Raw genomic sequence first — 20539 nt, forward strand, 5'->3', positions numbered from 1 at the left:
GGAGCGAGCATGCTCGCGATGGATCCGAAAGCGCCGCGGGATGTCAGGCGGCCAGCGTCATCGTTAAAGACCATCGCGAGCATGCTCGCTCCTACAGGGGGGCGGCGTTTCAAGCCGCTTCCGAGTAAAAGTCCAGCACGCTCACGCCCGTCAGCAGGTCTGCCTCCGGCAGATCCGCATGTTGATGGCCGCCCAGCGCGCAATACACCAGCCAATGTCGATCCTGAACGTTGAAGGCGAGGCTGCCGACCAGCGTTTGTTGTTCGTCGGTCGGGGCGATCAGGTAGAGGCGATCCTGGTTTTCGGCGTGCAGCATGACAAGGTCCGTGTCGGTTTTGGTGGGGCGAGAGACTGGCCTATTCAGATGACGAAGCCGTGACGCAGGACAGGAATCTGCCAAATGGTGCGTTATTTATCGCAAACCGGCGGGCAGCCTGGTCGTCTTTCGGTAGAATCCGCGCCGCAGCCGCCGGTTCGGCGCCTGTTACACCTGTCATGTCCGAGGTTCGTGATGTCGCTGCACTTGATGACGCTGTTTACTGCCCATCCCGCCAAATTGATCAACCTGCTGGCCCTGCTGTTTGCCTTTCCGGGCAGTTGGTTGCTGCACGCCACCCGCCGTCGCGAACTGCGCGCGCAGGCCAGCCTTGCAGCGCAACGTCAGAGCCGCCCGAGCGACGAGCCCAGCATCGATTGGGCCACCGTGCGCATGAACCGGTTTTTCTATCGTTTCGGCTTCGCCTGCCTGGGCCTGGCATTGTTGGTGTCGTGGATCAGCACACGCGTCTGAACAGACTCTGATCCCTGTGGGAGCGGGCTTGCCCGCGAAAGCGGCGGATCAGTCACAACGCTGTTGACTGACACAACGTCATCGCTGGCAAGCCAGCTCCCACAGGTGCCCTGCCCGAATTAAAGCGGCAACCCGGCCTTCACCCGATATTGATTACGCACCGGCGTGGCGTATTGCAGCACCAGGAACGGGCGGTGCTCTTCAGGGCAGGCGTCCAGGCGCTGTTGCCATTCTTCCCGGGCCTTGGCCAGTTCATCGGCGCCAAACACCTGGTCGGCGGTCGGCACCTGCAATTGCGGGTCGGCGTCCTGCCACTGCGCGTACGCCAGGTAATGCACCGGGAACAGGCGATACCCGCCGAGGATCTGCTTGTCCATTTCGATCGCCAATTGCTTGGTGTCTTCGAACAGTTCGCTGATCGGCGCGGCGAAGTTCACGTGAACCCGGCCCTTGTAGCCGGTGATGCCCTTGGCGATGCTCACATCGTCCTCGCCCGGCACCTTGGTGTAGGTGCCGGTGGTGGCGCGGATGTAGAGCTCGCGGGCCTTGGCCTGGTCGCAGGGGTCGTACTCGTAGCTGATCGATACCGGGGTGAGGTTCAGCGAGCGAATCACCTCGCCGAACGGCTCGTCCTTGCGACTCATGTGGAACATCTTGAGGATCGCCGACTCGGTGCGGTCATCGCCGTCCTTGGCCCGACCTTCGGCCTGGGCGATCCAGATCGAGGCGCAATCGTTGCGGATCGAGTGGTTGATGTAGGCGGACAGCAACTGGTAGGCCGCCATTTTTTCCCGGCGGCCGGTGATCGAGCGGTGCACGATGAAGCTCTTGTTCAGGCGCATCAGGTCGCTGACGAAGGGCTTCTGCAACAGGTTGTCGCCGATCGCGATGCGCGGTGTCGGCAGGCCGGCGTGGTACACGGCATAGTTGACGAAGGCCGGGTCCATCACGATGTCGCGGTGGTTGGCGATGAACAGGTAGGCGCTGCCGGACTTGAACTGCTCGACACCGGTATAAGTCACCCCGTCCGTGGCGCGGTCGATGGTGTGGTCGACGTAATACTCGACCTTGTCCTGCAGCGTGGCCACCGAATTGACGCCGGCGAACTCACGACGCAAGCGATGCGCTATAAGAGGTTTGAGCATCCAGCCGAAGGCACCGGCGAAACGCGGAAAGCGGAAGTGGGTGAGGATATCTAGAAACGCCTTGTCGCTGAGCAAACGTGCCAGCACTGCTGGGACTTCGCTATCGTCGTAAGGTCGGATGGCATCGAATTCGCCCATCATGCTCTCTTGTTGGAAACGGCTAGGGTAAGTAAAGGTTTTGATCGAAAACCGACGGGGCACGGTCTGAAAAGGTAGCCAGACACCAATAGCCCTGCAAATAGACCGGCGATTATACGCACAAGTCACCTGGGAGACCGCGATGCTGGAAAGCGCAGTGTATGAATGCCCGTACTGTGGCGAGGAAGTCGAAACCTCCCTGGACCTGTCCGCCGGGGATCAGACCTATATTGAAGACTGCCAGGTGTGTTGTCGGCCGATCACCTTCGTGCTGCAGGTCGACGGCGCTGAATGGCATCTCGAAGTCTTCAGCGAGAACGATTGAAGGACGCCATGCAACGAATCTACGAACCGGAAAACCTGATGGAAGGTGAATTGCTGCAAGGCATGCTTGCCAGCGAGGGCATCGAGGCGCATCTGGTCGGGCGCGACCTGATGGGCGCCAGCGGCGAACTGCCGATCTTCGGATTGCTTGGGCTGGCCGTGGACAACGACCAGGCCGAGTACGCCCGGGAGCTGATCCGCGCGTACAATGCCGCGCTGCCGCTGCCCGGCGATGAGCCGGACAGTTTTCCCGGCACGCTGGTCTGTTAGGCTGACGGTCGTTTTATCAAGAGTCGTGCTGCCCCATGTGTGGACGTTATGCCCTGTTTCGCTGGAACCCCGCGTTTGCGGCCCTGCCAGGCTTTCCTGCCGACCAGCAGGCCCAGTGGAATATTTCCCCCAACGATTCGGTGCTCATGCTGCGTGCCGGTGCCGACGGCCAGCGCGAGCTGGCCCGGGCGCGCTGGGGGCTGACGCCGCCGTGGCTGACCGACCTGTCCCGCACTCCGGCGCACGCCCGGGCCGAAACCGTGGCCGAGCAGCCGATGTTTCGTCAGGCCTTGCGCGAACGGCGCTGCCTGCTGCCGGCCAACGGTTTTTACGAATGGCGCGGCACCACGCGCAAGCGCCCCTATTGGCTGACGCCCGGGGAAGGTTCTTCACTGTTTTTCGCTGCCGTCTGGGAGGCCTATCCGGTGCAGGAGCAGGTGTGGCTGAGCACCGCCGTGATCACCCAGCCGGCGGCGAGTCAGCGCCGGCCGCTGATTCTCGATGCGGCGGGGCAGGACGCCTGGCTCGATCCCGAGACACCCCTGCATGTGTTGCAGGGGTTACTGGCCAGTGAACCCGCCGCGTTGCGCGAGCGGGTGTTGGCCAACCTGGTCAATGATCCGAAGTTGAATGGGCCGGAGTGCCTCACCCCCGCCTGAGGGTGCCCAGCGATCAAACCTTGAACTGATTGATCAACCGCCGCTGCTGCTCCGCCAGTTTGGTCAGGCCGGCACTGGCGGCGCTCGACTCGTCGGCACCGCCCGCCACTTCATTGGCCACCTGGCCGATGTTGATCACGTTGCGGTTGATGTCATCGGCCACCGCGCTCTGTTCCTCGGCCGCACTGGCGATCTGGGTGTTCATGTCGTTGATCACCGACACGGCCTGGGTGATCGCATCCAGTGCCTCGGCCGCCCTGGCCGCATGCTGCACGCTCTCGTCGGTGCGGCTCTGGCTGTCTTCCATCACCCGCACCACGTCACGTGTGCCCTGTTGCAGTTGCTGGATCATGGTCTGGATTTCTTCAGTGGCCTGCTGGGTTTTCTGCGCCAGGTTGCGCACTTCATCGGCCACCACCGCAAAACCTCGGCCCTGCTCGCCGGCGCGTGCCGCTTCGATGGCCGCGTTCAAGGCCAGCAGGTTGGTCTGCTCGGCGATGCCGCGAATGGCGGTCAGGATAGCGTTGATGTTCTCGCTGTCCTTGGCCAGGGTTTGCACCACGTTCACGGCCTTGCCGATTTCCACCGCCAGCACCCCGATCGACTTCGAGGTGTCCTGGACGATCTGCTTGCCCTGGGCGGCCGACTGGTCAGCATGGCTGGCCGCTTGCGCCGCCTGGGTGGCATTGCGCGCCACGTCCTGGGCAGTGGCGGTCATTTCGTGCACGGCGGTGGCGACCTGATCGATCTCGACCATTTGTTTCTGCACGCCGATGTTGGTGCGGATGGCGATGTCGGCGGTGTGCTCCGAGGAATCGCTGACACTCTGCACCGAGGTCACGACCTGGGTGATCATCGCCTGCAATTTGGCGAGGAAGGTGTTGAAACCCTTGGCGATCGAGCCCAGCTCATCGGCCCGATCGCTGGTCAGGCGCCGCGTCAGGTCACCTTCGCCCTTGGCGATGTCGTCGAGCATGGCCACCATCTGGCGCAGCGGACGGGCGATGCCGTGGCCCACCAGCCAGATCACCAGCAAGCCCACCCCGGCAATCACCAGGCCGACCACGGCCATGCCGAAGGTGTCGGACTTGCGTTGGGAATTGAAGTCGGCCTGCAGCTTTTGCAGGTCGGCCATGACCGCGTCCAGCGGCAATTGCAGCATCAGTGTCCAGCGCGCATCGGTCTGGCCGATGCCGAAGGGCAGGTACAGCTCGATCCGGCCCTGAGCCTTGTCGACGCTGTAGGTCACTTCGCCGCGCTTGAGGTTGGCCATGTTGGCTATCTGCCGGCTGTCGAGGATGTCGCTGACCTTCTCGCCGAATTTGCTCGGGTCCTTGGTGTAGGCGACGATACGACCGTTACCGCCGATCAGCGTCATGACGCCGGAGCCGCTGTACAGCTTCTGGTTGGCGCCCAGGAGCATTTCCTGGATGAAGTTCACCGACAGGTCGGCGCCGACGATGCCCTGGAAGGCGCCGTTGAGCATGATCGGTTCGATGAACGAGGCAAGCATGACGATCTTGTCGCCGACCTTGTAGGGCGCCGGATCGATCACGCAGGCCTTTTTGGTCTCTTTCGAGCACAGGTAGTACTCGCTGGCACGCACGCCCGTGGACAAGGTCTTCTGGTCGTCGACGTCCACCAGTTTGTCCAGGCCGAGGCTGCCGTCGGCGTTGCGGAACCACCACGGCAGAAAGCGGCCATCGGCCGGGTCGATGCCCTTCACTTGGGTGCCGATGTAGGCCGCGTCATCGCGATCCAGTACGTTCTGTTCCCAGGCGATGTAAGTGCCGAGAATTTTCGGGTTACTGGCAACGTTTTCCTTGATCAGGCTGATCAATTGTTCACGTTTGAGGCTCAATTGCGGCTGGCCGTCGGGGCCCGGCGTGCCAAGCAGTGTGTTGACCCTGACCAGCCCGCCGGCAATCAACAGGGGCGCCTCGAGTTCACGCTGGATCTGGCTGACCTGGGTTTGCGCGAGGGACGTCAGGCGTTGTTCGATGACCTGCTCGAATTGCGCCTGGGTGCGTGCCTGAATCATGTCCTGGGTGCGCGCACCGGAGAACAACGCGTACAGCACCAGCGCCGCGACTACGCTGAGAACGATGGCGCCGGCCAGCGCCGCCACGGAAAACTGGATCGACTTGAACTTCATGGTGACTCCGCAGGCAAGGGAACATCTGCGGCTGTATCGGCACTGGGATTGGCGGCCTGAGTGCGGCGCGCTCGATTGACTGTTTTGGCGTGGTGGATGTCGCATTTGGATCGAAGCCGGCTGCGGTCGGCAGGTGAATGTGAATTTTTTCCTGCTGCGGGGTCTTATCCGAAATGTTCGGCTGACTGTCTGTTGTATCTGGCGTCAATACAATTGGACGCCTAGGATACGCGGCATGTTTTCAAGGAGTTTTTTGATGAACAAGCGATTGGTTGTAGGTGCTCTGAGTGCGGCGCTGATGCTCGCCGGGTGTCAGTCGGTCAACACCACCAGCGGCGGTGCGGTGGGCGTGGAGCGCAAGCAGTACATGTTCAGCATGTTGTCCACGGACGAAGTCAACCAGATGTATGCCCAGTCCTATCAAAAGACCGTGGGCGAGGCGAGCAGCCAGGGCGTGCTGGACAAGACCAGCACCGAGGCCAAGCGTGTCCAGGCGATTGCCAATCGGTTGATCGCCCAGGCACCGGTTTTCCGCCCGGATTCGGCCCAGTGGAAATGGGAAGTCAACCTGATCAAGAGCGATGAACTCAACGCCAACTGCGGACCTGGCGGCAAGATCATTTTCTACACCGGGTTGATCGACAGCCTGAAGCTCACCGACGATGAAATCGCGGCGGTCATGGGACATGAGATCGCCCACGCCCTGCGTGAACACGGTCGTGAAGCGATGTCCAAGGCTTACGGCATCGAGATGGCGAAGCAGGGCGCGGGTGCCTTGTTCGGCCTGGGGCAGGACAGCCTGGCGCTGGCGGACACCGTCGCCAACTACGGCATGACCTTGCCCAACAGTCGTGCCAACGAAAACGAAGCGGACTTGATCGGTCTGGAACTGGCTGCCCGTGCCGGCTACAACCCGAACGCCGCGATCACGCTGTGGAACAAGATGAGCAAGGCTTCCGAAGGTTCGCCGCCGGAGTTCATGAGCACTCACCCGGCCTCGAGCAGCCGGATTGCCTCACTGGAAGCGGCGATTCCGAAGGTGATGCCGTTGTACGAGAAAGCGCCGAAGTCCTGATTTTGCGCTGTTGCTCCTGACGTCATCGCGAGCAGGCTCGCTCCCACAGTCGTTTGCATTCCAATGTGGGAGCGAGCCTGCTCGCGATGAACGATGACGCGGTTCAAACCCAGCCGCTGCTCTGCATCGCCTTGTACACCGCCACCAGCGCCAGGATGAAGAACGCCGACGCCGCCAGGCGACGGATCAGCGTCAACGGCAGTTTTTCCGCAGCAAAATTGCCTGCCAGTACCACCGGCACGTTGGCAATCAGCATGCCGAGGGTGGTGCCGATGATGACCAGCCACAATTCGGGGTATTGCGCGGCGAGCATCACCGTCGCGATTTGCGTCTTGTCGCCGATTTCCGCGAGGAAGAACGCAATCAGGGTGGTCAGGAAGGGGCCGAATTTGCGCGTGGTGCTGGCCTCGTCGTCGTCCATCTTGTCCGGCACCAGGGTCCACAGCGCTGTTGCAGCGAAGCTCGCGGCGAGAATCCAGTGCAGCATCGCATCCGAGAAGAAACTGCCGAACCAGGCACCCACCGCCCCGGCTGCCGCGTGGTTGGCGAGTGTCGCGGCGACGATGCCGGCAATGATCGGCCACGGTTTGCGGAAGCGGGCGGCCAGGATCAGCGCGAGCAGTTGCGTCTTGTCGCCGATTTCGGCCAAGGCAACGATTGCGGTGGGAACGAGAAATGAATCCAGCATCAGGGTTTTCCTAAGGGGCGGGTCGACACGGCTATGACACGTACAACCTTCCCGCCCCGGGTAAGGTGTTCGTGTCATAGGTCTTGTCAAACCCTGCGATCCGTCTGGTGCGGACGCTTGGGTCGCATGCGCCATGGTCTGAGGACCAAGTATGTTGACGCATGCCGGACGAGCATGGCGCTCGTGGGAGACTACTCCCCTAGGACGGAGCGGATTCTGCCTAGGCAAATCCGATTGGGCAAGCCCCTTGTTTTAATAAACGTGTCAGCCGCGTTTCGCCCGATAGATTCGAAAACCCTGTCCCTCGGCCTTGATCGCGCACACGCCCAGGTGCTCTTCGATCAGGGGTTGGTACTTGAGGAAGCTGTTGGCAACAAGGCGAAGTTCGCCGCCGTTTTTCAGATGTTGGCGTGCTTTTCGCAGCAGGTTCTCGGTGGCGAAATAATCCGTGTGCACCCCGACATGGAACGGCGGGTTGCTCAGGATCGCACTCAAGCCCATCGGCGCTGCGTCGATGCCATCCCCAGTGATGACTTGCGCTTCCAGGCCATTGGCGGCCAGCGTCAGGCGACTGCTGGCGGTCGCGAAAGCGTCGACATCGAGCAGAGTCACCTCATTGTGTGGGTAGCGACGTTTGACCGCTGCCCCGAGAACACCTGCACCGCAACCGAAGTCGAGCAAATGACCGCTCGGCAATTTGTCCAGGTGCTCCAGCAACAACGCGCTGCCACGATCCAGTCGGCCATGGCTGAACACGCCGGGCAGGCTGACGACCTTCAGCGGACCTTCTGCCAGCGGCAGTTCGTAGGTCTGGGCCAGGCTTTCCAGGGGTTTGGCCTGCGGCGCATTGGCCACGGTGACCTGCCAGAGCTGGCAATGTCGCGCACTGTCGAGCTTGCGTGGCTTGCCGAACGGGTTCAACTGCTTGGCCGCGCCTTCGATGCCGCTGCGTTTTTCCCCCACCAGGAACAATTCTCGACCGGCCAGGCGCGAAGCGAGGGCGTTGAGCAGGTAATCGTTGAGGTCCTTGGCTTTGGGCAGAAACACCACGGCAGTCTCGAATGGGCGCTCGGGAGCGTTCACGCCGAAATGACTGCGCCCCTCGAAACGAGCGTCCAGTGCAGCCTGGTCGCCCGCATGCCAGCACCAGCCGTGGGCGTCTGGCAGGCGCCCCAGCAAATCGTCGGCGGGCAAACCGGCCAGCAATACCGAACCCTGGAACAACTCGGCCTGACGAAGCAGTACTTCACTGCGCGGATCCATACTCTGCTCCCTGAAAAAAAGTGCGGCAGTTTATCAACTGACGACCCGCAGTGCCTTACCGCTGAAGAAGCCCAGTGTGTTTTCGGTCAATTGGCCGACGATTCGCTGCCGCGCCTCGCGACTGCCCCAGGCGTTGTGCGGCGTGACGATCAGGCGCGGAATGTCGGCGGCGAGCAGCGGGTTGCCGGCGGCTGGCGGTTCGACGCTGAGCACGTCGGTAGCGGCGCCGCCGAGGTGGCCGTTACGCAGGGCGTCGGCCAGCGCCTGCTCGTCGATCAGACCACCGCGTGCGGTGTTCACCACGAATGCGCCCGGCTTCATGGAGGCCAGTTCGCGGGCGCCGATGAAGTGCCGGGTGTGCTCGTTGAGCGGGCAGTGCAGGGTCAAGGCATCGATCTGCGGCAACAGCTCATCCAGCGGCAGGCGATCCGGGCGGGCAGGGCGGCCGGGAATCTGGCCGAGCAACACGCGCATGCCGAACGCCTCGGCCAGACGCGCAACTGCGCCACCCAGTTCACCGTGACCGAGCAGTCCGAGGGTTTTGCCTTCCAGTTCGACGATCGGGTAATCCAGCAGGCAGAACTGTTTGGCCTGCTGCCAACGACCTTCGCCCACGGCTTTCTGGTAGTCGGCCAGGCGCGTGGCCAGGTTGAGCAGCAGCATGATCGTGTGCTGCGCCACGGAGGGCGTGCCGTAACCCTGGCAATTGCACACCGTCACGCCATGGGCGCGGGCGGCCGCCAGATCGACGTTGTTGGTGCCGGTGGCGGTGATCAGGATCAGCTTCAGCTCGGGGCTGGCGGCAATAGCGGCGGCGTCGATCAGGATCTTGTTGCTGATGGCGACGGTCGCGCCCTTGAGGCGTTCGGTGACCTGCTCCGGGGTGGTCTGGGCGAACAGTTGCAATTCGTCGAAACAATCGCGCAGGGGGCTGAGGTCGAGATCGCCGAGGTCCAGCGAGGGGTGATCGAGGAAAACGGCGCGGCGAACATTCGTCATCAACTGTACCTTTTGTGCATTGAACGGAAGGCGTAATCTGCCGAGCCTACCAGATAGAAACAAATGGTTACTCCCTGCCGGCGCGCCATGAGACCTGTGGGAGCGGGCTTGCTCGCGAAAGGGGTGTGTCAGTCACGACATTCATTGGCTGACCCAGCGCTTTCGCGAGCAAGCCCGCTCCCACAAGAGCTGCCCCCCGCAGATTTTTTTGACCGATCATCCGAGGTATCCCCTTGTACTGGACAGAATTCCTGACCGTTGCCCTCATCCACCTGCTGGCCGTCGCCAGCCCCGGCCCGGACTTCGCTGTGGTGGTGCGCGAGAGCGTGACCCACGGCCGGCGCGCCGGCACCTGGACTGCGCTGGGCGTCGGCACGGCGATTTTCCTGCACGTGGGCTATTCGTTGCTGGGCATCGGCCTGATCGTGTCCCAGTCGATCATGCTGTTCAACGCCTTGAAATGGGCCGCCGCTGCCTACCTGCTGTACATCGGCTTCAAGGCCTTGCGCGCGCAGCCGGCCAAACCCGTGGCGGACGAGCTGCACAAGGAGGCCGGGGAGCGCACCGCTCGGGGCGCCTTTACCTCGGGCTTCGTGACCAATGGCCTGAACCCGAAGGCCACGCTGTTCTTCCTGTCGCTGTTTACCGTGGTCATCAACCCGCACACGCCGCTGGCGGTGCAGGCGGGTTACGGGGTCTACCTCGCTGTGGCGACCGCGATCTGGTTCTGCCTGGTGGCGATGCTGTTCAGCCAGCAGCGCGTACGCGCCGGTTTTGCGCGCATGGGCCACTGGTTTGACCGCACCATGGGCGCGGTGCTGATCGCCATTGGCGTGAAACTGGCGTTTACAGAGATGCATTGAGTTACACACCTGAAACTGTAGGAGCGAGGGGGACGCCTGGTTCATGCTCGCGGTGGTCGCAAGAACACCGTGGGTGTCAGGCAGCCAGCGTCATCGTTGACCTCCATCGCGAGCATGCTCGCTCCTACAGAAAAGCTGCGAATACTGGCGCAAAGCTAGCATCTGATCGCCTCTGCAAATCATTCCTTTGGCTGATTTGGCCGGGCTGAGAGGGCACTAAAGTGCCTGCTATCAGCCACGACCGTGCAGTCAGAAAAGGGATTCCCATGTTGCAGACTCGCGTTATTCCCCCAGCCGAAGGCGCTTACCAGTACCCATTGCTGATCAAACGGCTGCTGATGTCCGGGGCTCGGTACGAGAAAACCCGTGAAATCATTTACCGCGACCAGTTGCGCTACAGCTATCCGACCCTGATCGAGCGCGTCGCGCGCCTGGCCAACGTGCTGACGGCGGCGGGCGTCAAGGCCGGTGATACCGTGGCAGTGATGGACTGGGACAGCCATCGTTATCTGGAATGCATGTTCGCCATCCCGATGATCGGCGCGGTGATCCACACCATCAACGTGCGCCTGTCACCGGAACAGATCCTCTACACCATGAACCACGCCGAGGACCGCTTCGTGCTGGTCAACAGCGAGTTCGTGGGCCTTTACAAGGCGGTGGCCGGGCACCTGACCACGGTCGAGAAAACCCTGCTGCTGACCGACATGCCGGAAAAGACCGCAGACCTGCCCAACCTCATCGGCGAATACGAGCAGTTGCTGGCCGCCGAGAGCCCACGATACGACTTCGAGGATTTCGACGAGAACTCGGTCGCGACCACGTTCTACACCACCGGCACTACCGGCAATCCCAAGGGCGTGTATTTCACTCACCGGCAACTGGTGCTGCACACCATCGGCGTGTCGACCATCATGGGCGCCATCGACAGCGTGCGGCTGTTGGGCACCAACGACGTGTACATGCCGATCACCCCGATGTTCCACGTGCATGCCTGGGGCTTGCCGTACGTCGCGACGATGCTCGGCCTCAAGCAGGTGTACCCGGGGCGTTACGACCCGGAATACCTGGTGGAGCTGTGGCGCAAGGAAAAGGTCACCTTTTCCCACTGCGTGCCGACCATCCTGCAAATGCTCCTCAACGCCAAGGCGGCGCAGGGTGCCGATTTCGGCGGCTGGAAGATCGTCATCGGCGGCAGTGCGCTGAACCGCACGCTGTACGAAGCCGCCAAGGCCAAGGGCATCCAGCTGACCGCCGCTTACGGCATGTCGGAAACCGGGCCGCTGGTGTCCTGCGCGCACCTCAACGACGAGTTGATGGCGGGCACCGAAGACGAACGTACCACCTATCGGATCAAGGCCGGGGTCCCCGGACCGCTGGTGGAGGCGGCGATCGTCGACTGCGATGGCAACTTCCTGCCCGCCGACGGCGAGACACAGGGCGAGCTGGTGTTGCGCGCGCCGTGGCTCACCGAGGGCTATTTCAACGAGCCTCAGAAGGGCGCCGAGCTCTGGGCCGGCGGCTGGCTGCACACCGGTGACGTGGCGACGCTGGACAGCATGGGCGTGATCGACATTCGCGACCGGATCAAGGACGTGATCAAGACCGGCGGCGAGTGGATCTCGTCGCTGGACCTCGAAGACCTGATCAGTCGTCACGTGGCGGTACGCGAAGTAGCAGTGGTGGGGATCGCCGATCCACAGTGGGGCGAGCGACCGTTTGCCTTGCTGGTGATCCGAGAGGGCCATGAAATCGGGGCCAAGGAGCTCAAGGAACACCTCAAGCCCTTTGTCGAGTTGGGCCACCTGAGCAAGTGGGCAATCCCGAGCCAGATCGCCCTTGTTACGGAAATTCCCAAGACCAGCGTTGGCAAGCTCGACAAGAAGCGCATCCGCCTCGACATCACCGAATGGCAGGCCACCAACAGCACCTTCCTCTCGACGCTTTGAGCGTCTCCCGGCGTGCCGAAAATGGCACGCCAGCCCCACCAAGCAAGCGCTTGGCTTGTCATTTCGGAATTTTCAGCCATCCTTCCCTTGCCGACAGGGGTCGGCCTGGCGAAAGGACTGTTCCAGAGTGGCTGGCAGCTGCAAATCACACTTTAGAGGGATCAAGCACTACTACCTGCTGGCTATAGTCCGCTCAAGGATTTTTAAGAACGGGGCACACGCACAACACGGGGCGATGCAACTTTGGAGTGACTTCGGGAGGCCCTTGGCACCCGGTCAACCACGGCGTTTTTAAAAGTACTCACTGCCATAACAATAATGCACATGGAGTAGCGTCGATGACATCAGCAAACCAGTTCTGGCGCCGGGCGAAACTGCCTCTGGCTGTCAGTCTTGCCTCCACGCTCGCCGGGCCCGCATTCGGCGTTACTTTCAACATTGGTGAAATCGAAGGTCAGTTCGACTCGTCCCTGTCGATCGGGGCCAGTTGGTCGACGGAGAGCGCCAACAAGAACCTCATCGGCGTCAACAACGGCGGTCGCGGCCTGTCCCAGACCTCCGATGACGGCCACCTGAACTTCAAGAGTGGGGACACCTTCTCGAAGATCTTCAAGGGTATCCATGACCTTGAGTTGAAATACGGCGACACCGGCATCTTCGTCCGTGGCAAATACTGGTATGACTTCGAACTCAAGGACGAAAGCCGTCCGTTCAAGGACATCAGCGACAGCAACCGCAAGGAAGGCGCCAAGTCCGCCGGCGGCCAGATCCTCGACGCCTTCGTCTACCACAACTACGCGATTGCCGATCAGCCGGGTTCCGTGCGTCTGGGCAAGCAAGTGGTCAGCTGGGGTGAAAGTACCTTCATCGGTGGCGGTATCAACTCCATCAACCCGATCGACGTGTCCGCGTTCCGTCGTCCGGGTGCCGAGATCAAGGAAGGCCTGATCCCGGTCAACATGTTCTATGTGTCCCAGAGCCTGACCGAAAACCTGTCGACCGAAGCGTTCTATCAGATCGAGTGGGACCAGACCGTCGCCGACAACTGCGGCACGTTCTTCTCGCAACCGGACGTGATTGCCGACGGCTGCGACAACAACCTGGCCGTGCTGCGCACCCGCAACGGTCTCAACAGCTCGCTGGCCGCTGCCGGCCTGCCTGCCGGGCTGCGTAACGCCGCCATCAATACCCTGGCGGCCCGTGGCGTGAGATGGGGCGACCCGGACGAAGGCGCCATCGTTCGCCGCGGCCCGGACCGCGATGCCCGCGACAGTGGCCAGTTCGGCGTGTCCTTCAAGTACATGTTCGAACCGCTGGACACCGAATTCGGTGCCTACTTCATGAACTACCACAGCCGTGCGCCGATCTTCAGCGGCAAAGGGGCTCCGCTGAGCGCGTACAGCGCCACGGCGCTGGGTGGCGCGCTGATCGGTGCAGGTATTCCAGGCGCTATCGTGGGCGGTCCGACAGGGCTGGCTGCACAGCTGCTGCCGTTGCAAGTGGCGGGCAACTCCGGCTACTTCGTCGAGTACCCTGAGGACATTCGCCTGTATGGCCTGAGCTTCTCCACCACGTTGCCTACCGGTACCGCGTGGAGCGGTGAGTTCAGCTACCGTCCGAATGCACCGGTGCAGCTCAACACCACCGACATTCTGTATTCCGGCCTGACGCCGCTGGATCCACGGGTGTCCGTGCTGCAAGGTCAGCCAGGGCAGGATCAACACGGCTATCGCCGCAAGGAAGTGTCGCAACTGCAGACCACCTTCACCCACTTCTTCGATCAGGTGATGGGCGCCGAGCGTCTGACCCTGGTGGGTGAGGTCGGCTGGACGCACGTGGGTGGCCTGGAAAGCACCTCCAAGGCACGTTACGGTCGTGATCCGAGCTACGGCCCCGGCCCGCTGCCTGGTGGTCAGTGCCAGGCGTTGAACGCCAATACCCTGGCGGGCGGAGCGCTAAACAACGTCAGCCGCTACTGCGAAAACGATGGCTTTACCACGACCGATTCCTGGGGCTACCGCGCTCGCGCCATCTGGGAATACAACGACGTGTTCGCCGGTGTGAACTTCAAGCCGAACATCGCCTGGTCCCATGACGTCGACGGTTACTCGCCGGGTCCTGGCGGCAACTTCGAGGAAGGTCGCAAGGCGGTCAGCCTGGGTCTGGATGCCGAGTACCAGAACACCTACACCGCGTCGCTGGCCTACACCAACTTCTTCGACGGCAAGTACACCACCGTGGACGATCGCGACTTCGTTGCGCTCAGCTTCGGCGTGAACTTCTAAGCACTGCATTTTCAGGACGAACACACTTATGAAAACAACAAAGAGTCTGTTCCACGTTGGTGTTCTGGGGCTGACGCTGCTGGCCACCAGCGTGATGGCTGCGGTTCCCGCCGCCGAAGCGGACAAGCTGGGCAAAAGCCTGACGCCGATGGGCGCCGAGATGGCGGGCAATGCCGACGGTTCGATCCCGGCCTGGAAACCGATGGCGAAAAACGCCGGCACCGTCGACAGCAAAGGCTTCCTGTCGAACCCGTACGCCAGTGAACAACCGCTGTTCACCATCACTGCGCAGAACGTCGACCAGTACAAGGACAAGCTCGCACCGGGCCAATACGCGATGTTCAAGCGCTACCCGGAAACCTTCAAGATGCCGGTCTACACGTCCCATCGCGGTGCCACCGTGCCCGATGAGGTGTTTGCCGCCATCAAGAAAAACGCCACCAACACCACGCTGGTCGGCGGTGGCAACGGTCTGGAAAACTTCGAAACTGCCGTACCGTTCCCGATTCCAAAAAGCGGCGTCGAGGTGATCTGGAACCACATCACCCGTTATCGCGGTGGCAGCGTGACCCGTCTGGTGACCCAGGCCACGCCGCAACCGAACGGCTCGTACAGCCTGGTGTACTTCCAGGACCAGTTCGTGTTCCGCGACAAGATGAAGGATTACGATCCGGCGAACCCGGGCAACATCCTGTTCTACTTCAAGCAGAAAGTGACCGCGCCATCGCGTCTGGCCGGTGGCGTGCTGCTGGTGCACGAAACCCTCGACCAGGTGAAAGAACCTCGCGCAGCCTGGGTCTACAACGCCGGTCAGCGTCGTGTGCGTCGGGCGCCGCAAGTGTCCTATGACGGGCCGGGTACCGCAGCCGATGGCCTGCGTACCTCCGACAACCTGGACATGTACAACGGCGCACCGGATCGTTACGACTGGAAGCTCGAAGGCAAGAAAGAGATGTACATCGCGTCCGACAGCTACAAGCTCGACGATCCGAAGCTGAAGTACTCAGACATCATCAAGGCCGGTCATATCAACCAGGACCTGGCTCGTTACGAGCTGCGCCGGGTCTGGCATGTGGTCGCCACCTTGAAGGATGGCCAGCGTCACATCTACGCCAAACGTGACTTCTACATCGACGAAGACACCTGGCAGGCGGCGGTGATCGACCACTACGACGGTCGTGGTCAACTGTGGCGCGTGGCTGAAGCGCACGCCGAGAACTACTACGACAAGCAAGTACCCTGGTATGCCCTGGAAACCCTGTACGACCTGCAATCGGGCCGTTACCTGGCACTGGGCATGAAGAACGAAGAGAAGCAGGCGTATGACTTCGGCTTCACCGCCACCACCAGCGACTTCACCCCGGCAGCACTGCGTCAGGATGGTGTTCGCTAACCGCAACTGAAGAGGCCGCATCCTCGAAAAAACGCCCCGACTGGTTCGGGGCGTTTTTTTTGCTCGTGTCTTTTTGTAGCCATTTGTAGCAATAACCTTCAATACCTCGCCGTTTACCGCTAGTCTGCAAAAATCTGCAACGCCGCCACCCGCAATTCAAACAAGAGCCGGCCATGACTGATCTGTCCCCCATCCCGGGCCCTGCCAGCGTTACCGTCGCGACATTGGACGGGCGTTTTTTTCGCCCGCCGTTGCCCGACGGACACGTCCTGCGGCCGCGTTTATGCGAGCGTTTAAGCGCCGGGCTCGGTGGCAGGCTGTTGCTGGTCAGTGCACCGGCGGGGTTTGGCAAGAGTTCGCTGGCCGTGGAGTTCTGCCAGGGCTTGCCCGATCACTGGCAAAGCCTGTGGCTGGGGCTGAGCCCGAGGGACAACGACCCGGGCCGGTTTCTGGAGCGGTTGCTCGAAGGCCTCCAGGACTTTTTTCCACAACTGGGTCGTCAGTCCCTCGGCCTGTTGAAAATGCGCCAGCGGCATCAACCGTTTGCGTTCGAGGAATGGCTCGATGGTCTGCTCGACGAGCTGGCCGTGCATCTGTTGCCGACGGCACCTCTGCTGCTGGTCCTCGACGATTACCATCTGGCCCAGGGGCCGGTGCTCGATCGCTGCCTGCAATTTTTCCTCAATCATCTCCCGGACGGCCTGCTGGTAATGGTCACCAGCCGTCAGCGTCCCGACTGGCATCTGGCGCGATTGCGGTTGTCCCGTCAGTTGCTCGAGTTGCATGAACAGGATTTGCGCCTGACCCATGAGGAAGCCTCGACCCTGCTCGACCGGCACAGCACCTCCCTGCGTGGCGAGGCGTTAGAGAACCTGATCCAGCGCAGCGAAGGCTGGGTGGCCGGCCTGCGCTTCTGGTTGCTGGCGGCGTCCGAGGCCGGCGCCGAAGGTGCGCTGCCCCAATCGTTGAACGGCGGGGAAGGGCTGATTCGCGATTACCTGCTGGAAGAGGTCATCGACTGCCTGCCCGCCGACGTGCAGGCATTCCTCTATGACACGGCGCCCCAGGAGCGTTTTTGCAGCGAGCTGTGCGACGCCATCCGCGAAGCCCACGACAGCGCCGAGATCCTGCGGTTTCTGCTGGCGCACCAGGTGTTTCTGGTGCCGTTGGACGAGCATGGCCACTGGTACCGATATCATCACCTGTTTTCCGATCTGCTGCGCACCCGTCCGACCCGCCAGGCGATGGTGCCGGCTGCCAGTCTGCACCTGCGCGCCTGTCGCTGGTTCAACGCCCAGGGGCTGCTCGACGAAGCGGTCGAACAGGCCTTGCGCGCCGGGCATCTGGATGTTGCGGCCAACCTGGTGCAGAACCTGTCCGAAGAACAACTGCTGGCCGAACAGAACGTCGGCATGTTGCTGCGCTGGAAAATGGACTTGCCCGACAGCCTGCTGATCAGCACGCCGCGCTTGATCGTGCTCTACAGCTGGGCGCTGGGGCTGGCCTGTCAGCTGGATGCGGCCGAGGAGCTGGCCAGTCACCTGAGCCGTTTCCTCCCGGCGCCATCGGCCACTGCGCAGAAATCCATGCTGGCTCAATGGCTGGCCCTGAGCGGTATCATTGCCCGGGGGCGTGGCAACCGGGCGTTGACGCTGCTTTATTGCACCGAAGCCCTGGAGAGCCTCCCGGCCAAGCGTTACGGCCAGCGTCTGATGTGCCTGTCGACCCTGTCCAACCTGGCGATTGCCGACAGCGACCTGTGGCGCGCACGTGGTCTGAACCGCGAGTCGCTGGAGCTGGCGCAACGGGTCGGCAACCCGCTGTTCGAAGCCCTGGCCCATTACGACCGCGCCCGCGTCTTGCAGGCGCGTGGGGAAATCCTGCGTTCGCTGGATGAAGTCCGTCAGGGCCTGCAACGGCTGCAGGGGCTGTCACCGCAGCGACTGTATGCGGTGCGCGCGCGATTGACGCTGTACGAAGGGTTTCTGCTGGCGCTGCGCCTGCAACCCCAAGCCGCACGCCAGCGCCTGCAGGCGGGTTTGAGCGAAGCCCGGGCCTGTCGCGACATCAGCGTATTGATAGGCCATTGCGTGATCGCCAGGCTCGAAGGCAACAGCGGCGAATTCGCCAGGGCCTTCGCCGAGCTCGCCGAAGCGGAACGGTTGATGCACATCTGGGACGTGCCGCCGATCTATTACCTGGCGATGATTACCCTGGTCAAATGCGAACTCTGGCTGGCCCAGGGCCGCACCGACCTGGCGGAAGCCTGGCTGGCGCGCCTGGGGCAGACTTACAACGGCGAGCAACCGGCCGCGCCACCGGAGTTTCATCCACAACTGCCGCTGCACATCGAATTGCAGCAAGCCTTGCTGGAGGCCATCCAGGGCCAGCCGATGCTCGCCGAGGGGCGTTTGAAGGCGTTGCTCGAGCGCGGTTTGCAGACCGGTCATCAACTGCTCAGCACCATGGCCCTGACGCAAAACGTCGAGTTGCTGCTGGATACCGGCCGTGAACCGCAGGCACGGCCCATGCTCGCCCAGGCGCTGGACACGGCGAGCGGCGGCACCCTGCAGCCCTTCGACAACTTGTTGAAAAAGCACCCCGACTGGCTGCGTGAACAACTGCAGCACGCGGCGAGCGCGCCAATTGCGCAGAGCCTGTCGGAGCGGCTGCCCGTCGTCGCCGCGCGGGTCGCCCTTGAGCCCGCTTGTGAACAACTCAGCTCCCGCGAGCTGGCGGTGCTCAAACTCATTGCCCAAGGCTGCTCGAACCAGGAAATCAGCGAGCAGCTGTTCATTTCCCTGCACACGGTGAAGACCCACGCCAGCCACATCAACAGCAAGCTCGGGGTCGAGCGACGTACCCAGGCGGTGGCGCGGGCGAAAGCGCTGGGTGTGTTGGGCTGAGATCGTCAGTCGGTTCACCTTGCGTTCAAGGACAGCTCGCCAATCTATGCGAAAATCCCTTGTCCCCGTTTATCGAGCAGCCTCCCGATGTCGCAGAAACCTACCCTGATCCGCGAAACCTTCCCCGTCGGCCCCTTGCAGTGCAACTGCACGATCATCGGCGATCTGGTGACGAAAAAGGCCGTCGTCGTCGATCCGGGAGGCAATCATGAGCTGATCCTCGCCCGGCTCGATGCGCTGGGCCTGAAGGTGGTCAGCATCATCCACACCCACGCGCACCTAGATCACTTCCTGGCCTCCGGGCAGTTGAAGGAAAAGACCGGCGCGACCCTGCACCTGCACAAGGAGGACCAGTTCCTCTGGGACAACCTGGAGATGCAATGCCAGATGTTCGGCGTGCCCTATACGCCCGTGCCTTCGCCCGATCGCTGGCTGGCCGATGATGAGGAGCTGGCCTGCGGCTGCGGCGTGGCGCTGCACACCCCGGGCCATACGCCGGGCTCCATGAGTTTCTGGTTCTCGGACGCCAAGCTGCTGATTGCCGGCGACACACTGTTCCGCCGTGGCGTGGGGCGCACGGACTTGTGGGGCGGTGATCAGGCGACCATCGTGCGTTCGATCAAGCAGCGTTTGTACACCCTGGACGAGGACGCGACGGTGGTGACCGGCCACGGTCCGGACACGCGCCTGGGCGATGAAATGCGCGACAACCCTTTTGTGCGCGCTTGAACGACGGCTACGGAATTTTCGGCGTCTGAAATGATCCAAAGCGCGCAAAGGCCGATGTCCGTTGCACCACAGAATGCCAAGAGTAGGAGCTTTTCATGTTCACCAAACAGCGTTTGATTATCGTCGCTACTGCTGTGGCCTTGCTGTCTGGCTGCGCCTCGCCTAACCCTTACGACAATCAGGGGCAGGCTGACGGCGGCTCGCAAGGCATGAGCAAAACCGCGAAATACGGTGGCCTGGGCGCATTGGCCGGTGCACTCGCAGGTGCTGCCATCGACCACAACAACCGTGGCAAGGGCGCGCTGATCGGTGCCGCCGTGGTGGGCGCTTCCGCTGCCGGCTATGGTTACTACGCCGACCAGCAGGAGAAAAAACTGCGCGCCAGCATGGCCAATACCGGCGTCGAGGTGCAGCGTCAGGGCGACCAGATCAAGCTGATCATGCCGGGCAACATCACGTTTGCTACCGACTCGGCGAACATCGCTCCCAGCTTCTACCAGCCGCTGAACAACCTGGCCGGCTCGCTGAAGGAATTCAACCAGAACCAGATCGAAATCGTTGGCTACACCGACAGCACCGGCAGCCGTCAGCACAACATGGACCTGTCCCAGCGTCGTGCGCAGAGCGTTGCCACCTACCTGACCTCGCAAGGGGTGAGCGGTGCCAACCTGAGCGCCCGTGGCGCCGGCCCGGACAATCCGGTGGCGAGCAACGCCGACGTCAACGGCCGCGCACAGAACCGCCGTGTCGAGGTCAACCTCAAGGCGATTCCGGGTCAGCAGTATGGTGGTCAGCAGCAACCGGGGACGGTGCAGCAATATCCGTAACACCGCCGAATGAATTGTGGGAGCGGGCTTGCTCGCGAAGGCGGTGTGTCAGGCTATGAAAATGTTGCCTGACACACCGCC

18 protein-coding genes, 1 pseudogene and 1 riboswitch are annotated in these 20539 nt (G+C 62.1%); of the genes and pseudogenes, 12 read left to right on the forward strand and 7 right to left on the reverse strand.

The window, feature by feature from the left end:
• Positions 1–109 precede the first annotated feature (109 nt).
• Positions 110–316, reverse strand: coding sequence for a hypothetical protein (locus QIW53_RS23160; protein ID WP_371051901.1), 207 nt, complete (start codon positions 314–316; stop codon positions 110–112).
• Positions 317–511: 195 nt separating this feature from the next.
• Between QIW53_RS23160 and QIW53_RS23165 the strand changes: the two genes are divergently transcribed.
• Positions 512–790, forward strand: a complete 279-nt coding sequence (locus QIW53_RS23165; RefSeq protein ID WP_371051902.1) for a hypothetical protein — start codon at positions 512–514, stop codon at positions 788–790.
• Between the two features lie 119 nt (positions 791–909).
• Here the strand turns inward: QIW53_RS23165 and QIW53_RS23170 are convergent, their stop codons facing one another.
• Positions 910–2076: a 1-acyl-sn-glycerol-3-phosphate acyltransferase gene (locus QIW53_RS23170; protein WP_371051903.1), complete on the reverse strand. Its 1167-nt coding sequence runs from the start codon at positions 2074–2076 to the stop codon at positions 910–912.
• A 139-nt stretch (positions 2077–2215) separates the two neighbouring features.
• Between QIW53_RS23170 and QIW53_RS23175 the strand changes: the two genes are divergently transcribed.
• The 3 genes from QIW53_RS23175 to QIW53_RS23185 are packed head-to-tail and all read left to right on the forward strand — an operon-like array spanning position 2216 to position 3326.
• A complete protein-coding gene (locus QIW53_RS23175; RefSeq protein WP_371051904.1) occupies positions 2216–2398 on the forward strand; it encodes a CPXCG motif-containing cysteine-rich protein in 183 nt (60 codons plus the stop codon).
• 8 nt (positions 2399–2406) lie between these two features.
• Positions 2407–2667 carry a putative signal transducing protein gene (locus tag QIW53_RS23180; protein WP_371051905.1) on the forward strand — a complete coding sequence of 87 codons (261 nt, stop codon included), beginning with the start codon at positions 2407–2409 and terminating at the stop codon, positions 2665–2667.
• Between the two features lie 35 nt (positions 2668–2702).
• Entirely contained in the window at positions 2703–3326 is a 624-nt protein-coding gene (locus QIW53_RS23185; RefSeq protein ID WP_371051906.1) for an SOS response-associated peptidase, read from the forward strand.
• 13 nt (positions 3327–3339) lie between these two features.
• Here QIW53_RS23185 and QIW53_RS23190 read toward each other — a convergent pair whose 3' ends face one another.
• Both QIW53_RS23190 and QIW53_RS23195 read right to left on the reverse strand, forming a co-directional pair.
• Positions 3340–4182, reverse strand: a complete 843-nt coding sequence (locus tag QIW53_RS23190; protein ID WP_371051919.1) for a methyl-accepting chemotaxis protein — start codon at positions 4180–4182, stop codon at positions 3340–3342.
• 12 nt (positions 4183–4194) lie between these two features.
• Positions 4195–5586: pseudogene (locus tag QIW53_RS23195) on the reverse strand (HAMP domain-containing protein); the annotation flags it as partial.
• 151 nt (positions 5587–5737) lie between these two features.
• Between QIW53_RS23195 and QIW53_RS23200 the strand changes: the two are divergent.
• Positions 5738–6556, forward strand: a complete 819-nt coding sequence (locus tag QIW53_RS23200) for a M48 family metallopeptidase (RefSeq protein ID WP_371051907.1) — start codon at positions 5738–5740, stop codon at positions 6554–6556.
• Between the two features lie 103 nt (positions 6557–6659).
• Here QIW53_RS23200 and QIW53_RS23205 read toward each other — a convergent pair whose 3' ends face one another.
• The 3 genes from QIW53_RS23205 to QIW53_RS23215 all read right to left on the reverse strand — a co-directional run bounded on the left by QIW53_RS23205 (position 6660) and on the right by QIW53_RS23215 (position 9506).
• The gene (locus tag QIW53_RS23205) at positions 6660–7244 is read right to left on the reverse strand and encodes a TMEM165/GDT1 family protein (RefSeq protein ID WP_371051908.1); all 585 of its coding nucleotides are present in this window, start codon (positions 7242–7244) and stop codon (positions 6660–6662) included.
• Between the two features lie 88 nt (positions 7245–7332).
• Positions 7333–7457: riboswitch (yybP-ykoY riboswitch) on the reverse strand.
• Between the two features lie 51 nt (positions 7458–7508).
• Positions 7509–8507, reverse strand: a complete 999-nt coding sequence (locus QIW53_RS23210; RefSeq protein ID WP_371051909.1) for a methyltransferase — start codon at positions 8505–8507, stop codon at positions 7509–7511.
• A 33-nt stretch (positions 8508–8540) separates the two neighbouring features.
• The gene (locus tag QIW53_RS23215) at positions 8541–9506 is read right to left on the reverse strand and encodes a 2-hydroxyacid dehydrogenase (protein ID WP_371051910.1); all 966 of its coding nucleotides are present in this window, start codon (positions 9504–9506) and stop codon (positions 8541–8543) included.
• Between the two features lie 233 nt (positions 9507–9739).
• On the opposite strand from QIW53_RS23215, the gene QIW53_RS23220 reads away from it, so the two are divergent.
• From QIW53_RS23220 to QIW53_RS23250, 7 genes are all read left to right on the forward strand, one after another.
• Complete coding sequence (locus tag QIW53_RS23220) at positions 9740–10369, forward strand: LysE family translocator (RefSeq protein ID WP_371051911.1); 630 nt, start codon at positions 9740–9742, stop codon at positions 10367–10369.
• 266 nt (positions 10370–10635) lie between these two features.
• Positions 10636–12318 (forward strand): fatty acid--CoA ligase, encoded by a 1683-nt coding sequence (locus QIW53_RS23225; protein WP_371051912.1) that lies wholly within the window; start codon positions 10636–10638, stop codon positions 12316–12318.
• A 338-nt stretch (positions 12319–12656) separates the two neighbouring features.
• The gene (locus QIW53_RS23230) at positions 12657–14603 is read left to right on the forward strand and encodes a DUF1302 domain-containing protein (protein ID WP_371051913.1); all 1947 of its coding nucleotides are present in this window, start codon (positions 12657–12659) and stop codon (positions 14601–14603) included.
• Positions 14604–14631: 28 nt separating this feature from the next.
• Positions 14632–15996: a DUF1329 domain-containing protein gene (locus QIW53_RS23235; RefSeq protein ID WP_371051914.1), complete on the forward strand. Its 1365-nt coding sequence runs from the start codon at positions 14632–14634 to the stop codon at positions 15994–15996.
• Between the two features lie 173 nt (positions 15997–16169).
• Positions 16170–18902: a LuxR C-terminal-related transcriptional regulator gene (locus tag QIW53_RS23240; protein WP_371051915.1), complete on the forward strand. Its 2733-nt coding sequence runs from the start codon at positions 16170–16172 to the stop codon at positions 18900–18902.
• Between the two features lie 87 nt (positions 18903–18989).
• On the forward strand, positions 18990–19631 hold the full coding sequence (locus tag QIW53_RS23245; protein WP_371051916.1) for an MBL fold metallo-hydrolase: 642 nt from the start codon (positions 18990–18992) through the stop codon (positions 19629–19631).
• A 95-nt stretch (positions 19632–19726) separates the two neighbouring features.
• Positions 19727–20458: an OmpA family protein gene (locus QIW53_RS23250; protein WP_371051917.1), complete on the forward strand. Its 732-nt coding sequence runs from the start codon at positions 19727–19729 to the stop codon at positions 20456–20458.
• The last annotated feature ends 81 nt before the right edge of the window (positions 20459–20539 follow it).

Source organism: Pseudomonas fluorescens (genome assembly GCF_041354075.1).
In the GTDB taxonomy this organism is placed as follows: domain Bacteria; phylum Pseudomonadota; class Gammaproteobacteria; order Pseudomonadales; family Pseudomonadaceae; genus Aquipseudomonas; species Aquipseudomonas fluorescens_CE.

Coding starts and splice junctions, on each gene's coding strand:
- QIW53_RS23160 (WP_371051901.1), bottom strand. CDS start 316: ATGCTGCACGCCGAAAACCAGGATCGCCTCTACCTGATCGCCCCGACC.
- QIW53_RS23165 (WP_371051902.1), top strand. CDS start 512: ATGTCGCTGCACTTGATGACGCTGTTTACTGCCCATCCCGCCAAATTG.
- QIW53_RS23170 (WP_371051903.1), bottom strand. CDS start 2,076: ATGATGGGCGAATTCGATGCCATCCGACCTTACGACGATAGCGAAGTC.
- QIW53_RS23175 (WP_371051904.1), top strand. CDS start 2,216: ATGCTGGAAAGCGCAGTGTATGAATGCCCGTACTGTGGCGAGGAAGTC.
- QIW53_RS23180 (WP_371051905.1), top strand. CDS start 2,407: ATGCAACGAATCTACGAACCGGAAAACCTGATGGAAGGTGAATTGCTG.
- QIW53_RS23185 (WP_371051906.1), top strand. CDS start 2,703: ATGTGTGGACGTTATGCCCTGTTTCGCTGGAACCCCGCGTTTGCGGCC.
- QIW53_RS23190 (WP_371051919.1), bottom strand. CDS start 4,182: ATGATCACCCAGGTCGTGACCTCGGTGCAGAGTGTCAGCGATTCCTCG.
- QIW53_RS23200 (WP_371051907.1), top strand. CDS start 5,738: ATGAACAAGCGATTGGTTGTAGGTGCTCTGAGTGCGGCGCTGATGCTC.
- QIW53_RS23205 (WP_371051908.1), bottom strand. CDS start 7,244: ATGCTGGATTCATTTCTCGTTCCCACCGCAATCGTTGCCTTGGCCGAA.
- QIW53_RS23210 (WP_371051909.1), bottom strand. CDS start 8,507: ATGGATCCGCGCAGTGAAGTACTGCTTCGTCAGGCCGAGTTGTTCCAG.
- QIW53_RS23215 (WP_371051910.1), bottom strand. CDS start 9,506: ATGACGAATGTTCGCCGCGCCGTTTTCCTCGATCACCCCTCGCTGGAC.
- QIW53_RS23225 (WP_371051912.1), top strand. CDS start 10,636: ATGTTGCAGACTCGCGTTATTCCCCCAGCCGAAGGCGCTTACCAGTAC.
- QIW53_RS23230 (WP_371051913.1), top strand. CDS start 12,657: ATGACATCAGCAAACCAGTTCTGGCGCCGGGCGAAACTGCCTCTGGCT.
- QIW53_RS23235 (WP_371051914.1), top strand. CDS start 14,632: ATGAAAACAACAAAGAGTCTGTTCCACGTTGGTGTTCTGGGGCTGACG.
- QIW53_RS23240 (WP_371051915.1), top strand. CDS start 16,170: ATGACTGATCTGTCCCCCATCCCGGGCCCTGCCAGCGTTACCGTCGCG.
- QIW53_RS23245 (WP_371051916.1), top strand. CDS start 18,990: ATGTCGCAGAAACCTACCCTGATCCGCGAAACCTTCCCCGTCGGCCCC.
- QIW53_RS23250 (WP_371051917.1), top strand. CDS start 19,727: ATGTTCACCAAACAGCGTTTGATTATCGTCGCTACTGCTGTGGCCTTG.